Genomic DNA, 6351 nt, shown 5'->3' on the forward strand with positions numbered 1-6351 from the left:
GGTTGGCGCAGCCGTTTCAGCCATTGCCTTCTGTTCAATCCGACGGATGCGAAGTCGGCGGCCTACAACCCGCTGCTGGAGGTCCGCCGCGGCGCGCACGAGGTGCGCGACGTGCAGAACATCGCGGACATTCTGGTCGATCCGGAAGGTGCCCTGGAGCGCCGCAATCACTGGGAGAAGACCAGCCATGCGCTGCTGGTCGGCGCCATCCTGCATGTGCTCTACGCCGGGCAGGACAAGACGTTGCGCGGCGTTGCCAATTTCCTGTCCGACCCGGCCAGCCCGTTCGAGCTGACGCTGCATCGGATGATGACCACGCGGCACCTCGGCGATGGCCCGCACCCGGTCGTCGCCTCTGCCGCACGCGAAGTCCTGAACAAGTCGGACAACGAGCGTTCCGGCGTGCTGAGCACGGCCATGTCGTTCCTCGGCCTGTACCTCGATCCCACCGTGGCCGAAGTGACGTCGCGCTGCGACTGGCGCATTGCCGACCTCATCTCCGCTGCGCATCCGGTGTCGCTGTATCTGGTCGTGCCGCCGTCGGACATCTCACGCACGAAGCCGCTCATCCGGTTGATCCTCAACCAAATCGGACGGCGGCTGACGGAATCGTTGGACGGCTCCGATGGCATCGAGCGCCGGCACAAGCTGCTGCTGATGCTCGACGAGTTTCCGGCGCTGGGGCGCCTGGACTTCTTTGAGACGGCGTTGGCGTTCATGGCCGGCTACGGCATCCGCAGCTTCCTCATCGCGCAGTCGCTCAACCAGATCGACAAGGCCTACGGCCAGAACCATTCGATCCTGGACAACTGCCATGTGCGGGTGACGTTCGCGACGAACGACGAGCGCACCGCCAAGCGGATCTCCGAGACGCTGGGCACGGCCACCGAGCTGCGCGCCCAGCGCAACTATGCGGGTCACCGTCTCGCGCCGTGGTTGGGCCACTTGATGGTGTCGCGCCAGGAAACGGCGCGCCCGCTGCTCACGCCCGGCGAGGTGATGCAACTCCCGCCCGACGAGGCCGTGGTGATGGTCGGCGGCAGCCCTCCGATCAAGGCCCGGAAGCTGCGCTACTACGCGGACGCCAATTTCAAGCGCCGCGTGATGCAGCCACCTCGGCTGGCGTCTGGACGCTACGCGGACGCGCCGCCTTCGCGACCCGACGACTGGAGCGGGCTGGCGATTCCCGCCGCGGCTGCCGCCGCTGCTTGTGGCCCGGTCGCCGCCGATGCCCTGGATGGCGGTGATGACGGCGGCCCGCGTCGCCAGCCGGAGCTCGCCGAGGTCACCGAATACAGCCCAGAGCCGCTGCTGTTGGGTAGCGACCTTGGGTTGCTCGACGACGACGACTCGCCGCTGCCGCTTCCCGGCCAGCTCGATCCGGCCATGCAGCGCACGGCCCGGCTCGCCTCCCTCGACCCCGATGACGGAATCGACCTATGACCCAGCAACGCCTCAATCTTTTCATCCAACCCGAGCATGCCAAGCGCCTCGATGAGCTGGCAGCGAAAAAGGGGGTGTCCAAGTCCTCGATCGTCGCGGCAGCGTTGGCGTCCTGGCTGTCAACGGATGCGGGCGAACAGCGCGAAGCCGCCATCGCCAAGCGCCTGGATCGCCTGTCGCGGCAGTTGGAACGCCTGGAGCGCGACCAGGCCATCCTGATCGAGACACTGGCGCTGTACGTGCGCTACTTCCTGACCGTGAGCACGCCGTTGCCCGAGGCCCATCAAGAGGCGGCGCGGGCGCAGGGCAAGGCCCGGTTCGAGCAGTTCGTGGAGCAACTGGCCCGCCACCTGCTGCGTGGCCGCAGCCTGGTGCGGGACGTCGTGGGAGAAATGCAACCCGACGCCGCGCGCATGGAGGATGCGGTTGCGACCGCCGAGGCCAAGGAGCGCGCGTCGTGATGCCCGCACCAGGTACCTCGACGGCGGCAACGCTCGATCGCCGCGTGCGCATGTTGCGCACCGCCATGGGGCCGGTGATCGGCGCCGCGCTGGCCGATGCGGACGTGGTGGAAGTGATGCTCAACCCCGACCGCTCCCTTTGGGTGGACAGGCTGTCCCGCGGCCGCGTGCCGCTGGGAGTCGAGCTCTCCGAGGCCGACGGGGAACGCATCATCCGCCTCGTGGCAACGCACGTCGGCGCGGAGGTGCATTGCGACCGGCCGCTGCTGAGCGCAGAGCTGCCGGAGACGGGCGAGCGCTTCGAGGCCGTTCTGCCGCCGGCATCGCCGGCACCGGTGTTCGCGCTGCGCAAGCACGCCGCGCACGTCATCGGGCTGGAGCGCTATGTGGCCGACGGCATCCTGCGTGCCGAACAGGCGGACTTCCTGCGCCGTGCCGTGCGCGACCGGCAGAACATCCTGATCGCCGGCGGCACCAGCACCGGCAAGACCACGCTGGCCAACGCGCTGTTGGCGGAAATCGCCGCCACGGGCGACCGGGTGCTGGTGCTCGAAGACACCGTGGAGCTGCAATGCCTGGCTTGCGACCATGTGCCGTTGCGCACGCGGGCTGGCGTGGTCTCCATGACGGACCTGGTGCGCTCCGCGATGCGCCTGCGGCCCGATCGCGTCGTGGTCGGCGAGGTGCGCGGCGGCGAAGCGCTGGACCTCGTGAAGGTGTGGGGTACCGGGCATCCGGGCGGCATCGCCACGATTCACGCTGGCTCCGCGCACGGAGCGCTGCTGCGCCTGGAACAACTCATCCTCGAAGTGGCGTTGAACGCCCCGCGCGCCTTGATCGCGGAGGCGGTGAACGTCGTCATCCACATCTCCGGACGCGGCCGCAAGCGCCGCGTCGAAAGCATTGCCCGCGTCGTCGGCTTCGACGGCGCGGGCTACCGCCTGGCGGACGCGCTGGAAGCCCCGTTTCCGGAGCTGCCGCTGGAACCCTCCCTGTCCACTGAACCATCTGGAGAACTGCCATGACGCAGGCGCATCTTCCTGCCTTCCGTAATTCCGTACATCCGCATTCTCGGCCCGCACGTTTGGATCATCTGGCTGCGCCAGCGGCGCGTGGCCTGGCGCTCGCGGTCCTGATGCTGGGGCTGGCCGGCGCGGCCCAGGCCGCCGGCTCGTCGATGCCGTGGGAAGGGCCGCTGCAGTCGATCCTGGAATCTATCCAGGGACCGGTCGCGCGCATCGTCGCCGTCATCATCATCATCTCGACGGGCCTTGCTCTCGCGTTCGGCGACACATCGGGCGGCTTCCGCAAGCTGATCCAGATTGTCTTCGGCCTGTCCATCGCGTTCGCCGCGTCGTCGTTCTTCCTGTCCTTCTTCAGCTTCTCCGGCGGGGCCGTCGTATGACGGCGGCCCATGACGCAGCGCCGGGCATGGAGCAAGACGCCTTGCCGGGCTTCGAGGTGCCGCTGCACCGCTCCCTGACCGAGCCGATCCTGCTGGGCGGCGCGCCGCGCGCCGTCGCCATCGCGACCGGCACGCTGGCCGCCGCGGTGGGCATGGGGCTGCAGCTCTGGCTGCCCGGGCTACTCCTGTGGATCGCCGGCCATTCCCTGGCGGTGTGTGGCGCGCGGCTGGACCCGCAGTTCATGCAGGTGTTCGCGCGCCACATCAAGCACCAGCCGCTGCTGGACGTATAGGGGGCGACATGCTGCATCTTGCCGAATACCGCAAGCGCCCCGCGTTGCTCGCCGACTGGCTGCCCTGGGCCGGGCTGGTGGCGCCCGGTGTCGTCCTGAACAAGGATGGCGCATTCCAACGGACCGCACGTTTCCGAGGACCGGACCTGGACAGCGCGACACAGGGCGAGTTGATCGCCACGTCGGCGCGTTTGAACAACGCGCTGCGCCGGATGGGATCGGGCTGGGCGTTGTTCATTGAGGCCGAGCGGCGGGCGGCCGCGGACTACCCGCACTCCGTGTTCCCTGAGCCGCTGTCGTGGCTCGTGGACGAAGAGCGCCGGGCTGCGTTCGATGAAGCGGGCAGCCACTTTGAAAGCAGCTATCACCTGACGCTCGTCTATCTGCCAGCGGAAGAGTCACGCGCGCGAGCCGCCAGGCTGCTCTACGAGAACCACGCCAGCGATAGCGTGGACTGGCGCGAGCGGCTGCAGGCCTTCGTGGCAGAAACCGATCGCGTTTTCGATTTGCTCGATGGCGTGATGCCGGAGATCGCGTGGCTGGACGACGCGGCCACGCTCACCTATCTGCACGCCACCGTCTCCACGCGGCGTCATCCAGTGGTGGTGCCGGAGGTGCTGTTTCATCTGGACGCGCTGCTGCCCGATTCCCCACTGGTCGGCGGCCTGGCGCCCATGCTGGGCGACCGGCACCTGCGTGTCGTGTCCGTGCGCGGATTCCCCTCGTCCACCTGGCCCGGCGTACTGGACGACCTCAACCGGCTTGGAATCGCCTACCGCTGGTCCACGCGCTATCTCTGCATGGACAAGGCCGAGGCCGAGAAAGAACTGCGCCGGCTGCGCCGGCAATGGTTCAGCAAGCGCAAGAGCGTCGTCGCACTGCTGCGCGAAACCATATTCCAGCAGGAGACGCCGCTGGTCGATACGGATGCCAGCAACAAGGCAGCGGACGCCGACGCGGCCATGCAGGAGCTGGGAAGCGACCAGGTGTCCTACGGCTACTTCACCGCCACGGTGACCGTACTGGATGCCGATCCGGATGTGGCTGACGAGCAGCAGCGCATGGTGGAGCGCGCAATCCAGGCGCGCGGCTACTTCACGATCCCGGAAACGCTCAATGCCGTGGATGCGTGGTTGTCGTCCATCCCGGGCAATGCTTATGCCAACGTGCGCCAGCCGATCGTGTCCACGTTGAATCTGGCGCACATGATGCCGGTCTCGGCCGTGTGGGCGGGGCCCGAGAAGAACGACCACCTCGGCGGCCCGCCGCTGATCGTCACACGCACGGACGGCGCCACGCCGTTCAGGTTGGTGACGCACATCGGTGACGTGGGGCACACGCTGGTGGCCGGCCCGACCGGCATGGGCAAGTCGGTGTTGCTCGCCACCCTGGCGATGCAGTTCCGCCGCTACCGCGGCTCGCGCATCTTCGTGTTCGACCTGGGCCGTTCCATGCGCGCCACCGTACTGGGCCTGGGCGGCGAGCATTACGAACTCGGGGCGGAGGCCGCGGACCGCCCTGGCGCTGGCGTCGCCTTCCAACCGTTGGCGCGTATCGACCAGGAAGGCTACCGCGCCTGGGCGGCCGAGTGGATCGAGGGCCGGCTGCTGCACGAGGGCGCGGCTGTCGGCCCCGACGAGAAGGCCGCGATCTGGTCCGCCCTGGGCAGCCTCGCGGGTGCCCCTGTGGAGCAGCGCACGATGACGGGCCTGTCGGTGCTGCTGCAGTCCAACGCGCTGCGCCAGGCCATCGCGCCTTACGTGCTCGGCGGCGCGCACGGGCACCTTCTGGACGCCGACCGCGACCGACTGGGGATTGCCGACGTTCAGTGCTTCGAGATGGAAGAGCTGATGCACAGCCCCGCGGCGGTGCAGGCGGTGCTGCGCTACCTGTTCGCACGCTTTGACGAGCGCTTCGACGGTGCGCCGACGCTGCTGATCCTGGACGAGGCGTGGCTGTTTTTGGACGAGCCGGCCTTCGCCGCGCGCATCCGCCAGTGGCTCAAGACGCTGCGCAAAAAGAACGTCAGCGTCGTGTTCGCGACGCAGTCGCTCGCCGACATCCAGGATTCGAGCATTGCTCCCGCGATCATCGAAAGCTGCGCCAGCCGCATCTTTTTGCCCAACCCGCAGGCCACCGAGCCGCAGATCCGCGGCATCTACCAGGGTTTCGGCCTCAATGCGCGGCAGATCGAGATCGTCGCCACGGCCACACCAAAGCGGGACTACTACTACCAGTCGCGCCTGGGCAACCGCCTGTTCGACCTCGGCCTGGGGCCAGTTGCGCTGGCCTTCGCCAGTGCGTCCACGCCGCAAGACCAGCGCGACATCGACCGCATCCTCGCCGAGTACGGCACGCCCGGCTTCGCGGTCGCCTGGCTGCGCCATCGCCGCCTCGATTGGGCGGCCGACTTGCTGCGCGAGTACCCAGGCAACGCACCGAGCGCTGCCCACACCTCCACCCATCCATAGGAGACGCATCCATGAAACCCCATGCCCCCAAGATCGCGGCTTTGACGGCCGCCTGCGTTCTCGCCTTCGGCGCCGCGCAGCCTGCGCATGCGCTGTTTGGCGTCGGCGACATCGTGCTGGACCCGACCAATTTGGTGCAGAACACGCTCACCGCCGTCCGCACGCTGGAGCAGATCAACAACCAGATCCGCCAGCTCCAAAACGAGGCCCAGATGCTCATGAACCAGGCGCGCAATCTCGCAAAGCTGGACTTCAACATCGTCAACCGGCTGCGTTCC

At 68.0% G+C, this 6351-nt stretch carries 7 protein-coding genes; all 7 read left to right on the forward strand.

Going from position 1 to position 6351, the window contains the following annotated elements:
- Positions 1-1443 (forward strand): IncP-type conjugal transfer protein TraG (gene traG / locus BLR05_RS25160; protein ID WP_092840481.1); only part of this gene is annotated, 1443 nt, incomplete at its 5' end.
- Positions 1440-1904, forward strand: a complete 465-nt coding sequence (locus BLR05_RS25165) for a ribbon-helix-helix protein, CopG family (protein WP_092840484.1) — start codon at positions 1440-1442, stop codon at positions 1902-1904. The genes traG and BLR05_RS25165, both read left to right, overlap by 4 nt.
- Positions 1904-2929, forward strand: coding sequence for a P-type conjugative transfer ATPase TrbB (gene trbB / locus BLR05_RS25170; RefSeq protein WP_092840487.1), 1026 nt, complete (start codon positions 1904-1906; stop codon positions 2927-2929). The genes BLR05_RS25165 and trbB overlap by 1 nt, the downstream gene beginning before the upstream one ends.
- Complete coding sequence (locus BLR05_RS25175; RefSeq protein WP_092840490.1) at positions 2926-3309, forward strand: TrbC/VirB2 family type IV secretion system protein; 384 nt, start codon at positions 2926-2928, stop codon at positions 3307-3309. The genes trbB and BLR05_RS25175 overlap by 4 nt, the downstream gene beginning before the upstream one ends.
- A gap of 26 nt (positions 3310-3335) precedes the next feature.
- A complete protein-coding gene (locus BLR05_RS25180; RefSeq protein ID WP_465263614.1) occupies positions 3336-3602 on the forward strand; it encodes a VirB3 family type IV secretion system protein in 267 nt (88 codons plus the stop codon).
- Between the two features lie 8 nt (positions 3603-3610).
- Positions 3611-6073, forward strand: coding sequence for a conjugal transfer protein TrbE (gene trbE, locus BLR05_RS25185; protein WP_092840495.1), 2463 nt, complete (start codon positions 3611-3613; stop codon positions 6071-6073).
- An 11-nt stretch (positions 6074-6084) separates the two neighbouring features.
- Positions 6085-6351 (forward strand): TrbJ/VirB5 family protein (locus BLR05_RS25190; RefSeq protein ID WP_491896672.1); only part of this gene is annotated, 267 nt, incomplete at its 3' end.

Source organism: Paracidovorax cattleyae, assembly GCF_900104515.1.
In the GTDB taxonomy this organism is placed as follows: domain Bacteria; phylum Pseudomonadota; class Gammaproteobacteria; order Burkholderiales; family Burkholderiaceae_C; genus Paracidovorax; species Paracidovorax cattleyae.